The 2,260-nt window shown below is 69.6% G+C and carries 4 protein-coding genes; all 4 read left to right on the top strand.

Features of this window, described 5'->3' with window-relative positions; all coding sequences use genetic code 11:
- The first annotated feature begins 222 nt into the window (after nt 1-222).
- Nucleotides 223-861 carry a ParA family partition ATPase gene (gene parA, locus FHR87_RS18770; RefSeq protein WP_013517157.1) on the top strand — a complete coding sequence of 213 codons (639 nt, stop codon included), beginning with the start codon at nt 223-225 and terminating at the stop codon, nt 859-861.
- Nucleotides 858-1,142: a hypothetical protein gene (locus FHR87_RS18775; RefSeq protein ID WP_057380615.1), complete on the top strand. Its 285-nt coding sequence runs from the start codon at nt 858-860 to the stop codon at nt 1,140-1,142. Before parA ends, FHR87_RS18775 begins: the two co-directional genes overlap by 4 nt.
- Nucleotides 1,139-1,672, top strand: a complete 534-nt coding sequence (locus FHR87_RS18780; RefSeq protein ID WP_183168287.1) for a DUF2840 domain-containing protein — start codon at nt 1,139-1,141, stop codon at nt 1,670-1,672. Before FHR87_RS18775 ends, FHR87_RS18780 begins: the two co-directional genes overlap by 4 nt.
- On the top strand, nt 1,669-2,260 hold a 592-nt coding region (locus FHR87_RS18785; protein WP_183168288.1), incomplete at its 3' end, for a S26 family signal peptidase. The genes FHR87_RS18780 and FHR87_RS18785, both read left to right, overlap by 4 nt.

The raw sequence follows: 2,260 nt of genomic DNA on the forward strand, positions 1-2,260 counted from the left end.
AACAAGAATACGACATAACGTAATAACGTCAGTACGGCTATCTTACTATCAGGAGAAAGAATCGGAAGAAAAGCCAATAACTTCGCGGGTTTGCGGCCCCTCTAACTTCCCTAACTTAAAACCTCTAACTGGTAGTAGAAGCGCCGCGCCACGGTGGACAACCGCCACGCGGCACGAAGCGCAGCGGCAACAGCCCGGCTTTCCAACACGGAGGGCCGCGCCATGATCGTTGCTCTGCTCAACCAGAAAGGCGGCGTGGGCAAGACCACGCTCGCCACGCACATCGCTGGAGAGTTGGCGATGCGCGGCCAGCACGTCGTGCTGCTGGATGCCGACCCGCAAGGCTCATCGCTGGACTGGACGCAGCGCAGAAGCCAGCAAGGCTTGCCAAGGCTGTTCAGCGCCGTGGGCCTCGCACGCGAAACGCTGCATCAGGAGGCGCCAGAACTCGCCAGGCGGGCCGATCACGTCGTCATCGACGGGCCGCCCAGGATCGCCGCCTTGGCGCGCTCCGCGCTGCTGGCGGCCGAGCGCGTGCTGATTCCGGTGCAGCCCAGCCCCTACGACCTGTGGGCCAGCGCGGAGATGGTGGCGCTGATCCGCGAAGCGCAGGTGTTTCGGCCTGCGCTGCGCGCGGCCTTCGTCATCAATCGGCGCGTCAGTACCACCGTGATCGGACGCGAAGCGCGCCAGGCACTCGCCGACCAGCCGCTTCCTGCGCTGCGCGCGGAAGTGCATCAACGCATCGTGTTCGCCGACAGCGTGGCCGCTGGACGGCTTGCACGCGAGACGGCGCCGGACAGCGCCGCCGCGCGCGAAATCACCGCGCTGGTGGACGAACTGTTGCGGTGGACGCCATGACCGCAAAGCCGCCACCGAACGGCAAACGCTCGGTCAAGCGCGTCGGCATCGGCGCGCGTCCGCCCGCGAATCCGCACGCCGAGGCGTGGATTCGCCAGGGCGACGCCGATGCGCTGGGCAAGGGCGACCTCTACACGGCCCGCCTCACGCTCGACATCACGCCCGCGATGCGGGCGCGCATCAAAGTGTCGGCCTTCACGCAAGGCGTGACCGTCTCCGACCTGCTGCGCGGCTTGCTGGAGCGCGAGTTTCCAGAACACCGCAGGGAGAACACCCCATGACCGCATCCGCTTCGCCTGCCGCTGGCGCGGCCACGGCTGCGCTCGCAGCACCTTCCGGCCAGCTTGCCAGCGCGCCGCTGACGCGCGTGGCACTGGCCTACATCGAACCGCGCTTCAAGCTCTACCTGCGCTTCGGTGAACCTGCGCGCACGCACCAACTCGACCGCTGGCGTCGCTGCGCGGTGTTCCTGCCGGGCGCCATGTTGTGCCGCATCCGCTGGCAGGCCAACGACTACGGCACGATCCGCTGGCAGCTCATGGTGATGCAGGCTTGCACGCCGTTCGATGCGGCGCAGCGCATCCCCGGCGTGCAGCCTGGCGCGCGCCTGCTGCTGCACGCCGAAGGGGAGAACCAGGTGCGCGCCGTGCTGGAGCGCATCGACCCCATCGAGGCGCTGGGCATCGCGCCTATCGGAGCGTCGCCCGCGTACTGGCGCACGCTCGCCAACCGGCTCGCCGCGCGCCTGCCGTTGCCCGAATACACCGCCGAGCGACACGCCGCCTGGCTGACCGGGAGGGCGCTGCCATGACCGCCGTTTCCCCTGCCGGCACCGAGCCGCGTCCTCGCGCGCCCCGCGCACGTTTGCGCGCTCGCCTCGTGCTGGCGAGCCTGTCCGCCTGGGGCCTCGCTGCGCTGGCCTGGGCGTCCTTCGTGCATCCGCTGCCGCGCCTGATCTACAACCCGTCCGACAGCGTGGCGGTCGGCTGGTATCGCGTCGATCCGCTGGGCCGTAAGCCCGGCTCGCTGCCACGCCCCTTGTCCGTGGGCAGCATCGTCCTGACCACGCTGCCGCCAGACGCTGCCGCGCTGGCCGCGCAGCGCGGCTACCTGCCGGCGCGCGTCCCGCTGCTCAAGCGCGTGGGCGCCATCGCGCCGCAGGAGGTGTGCATCACTGGCCGCATCGTCCGCATCGACGGCGTGCCTTCGGCCGCCGCGCTGCCCGCCGACCGCTGGGGCCGGCCGCTGCCATCCTGGCAGCAGTGCCGTCGCCTTGAAGCTGGCGAACTGTTCCTGCTCAGTGTGACCAACCCGGCGTCGTTCGACAGCCGGTCTTTCGGGCCGATCACGGGGTATGCGGTGTGCGGCGCGGCGGTGCGGCTGTGGGTGGGGGGCGGGG

The organism is Azomonas macrocytogenes, from assembly GCF_014191985.1.
Lineage (GTDB): Bacteria > Pseudomonadota > Gammaproteobacteria > Pseudomonadales > Pseudomonadaceae > Azomonas > Azomonas macrocytogenes.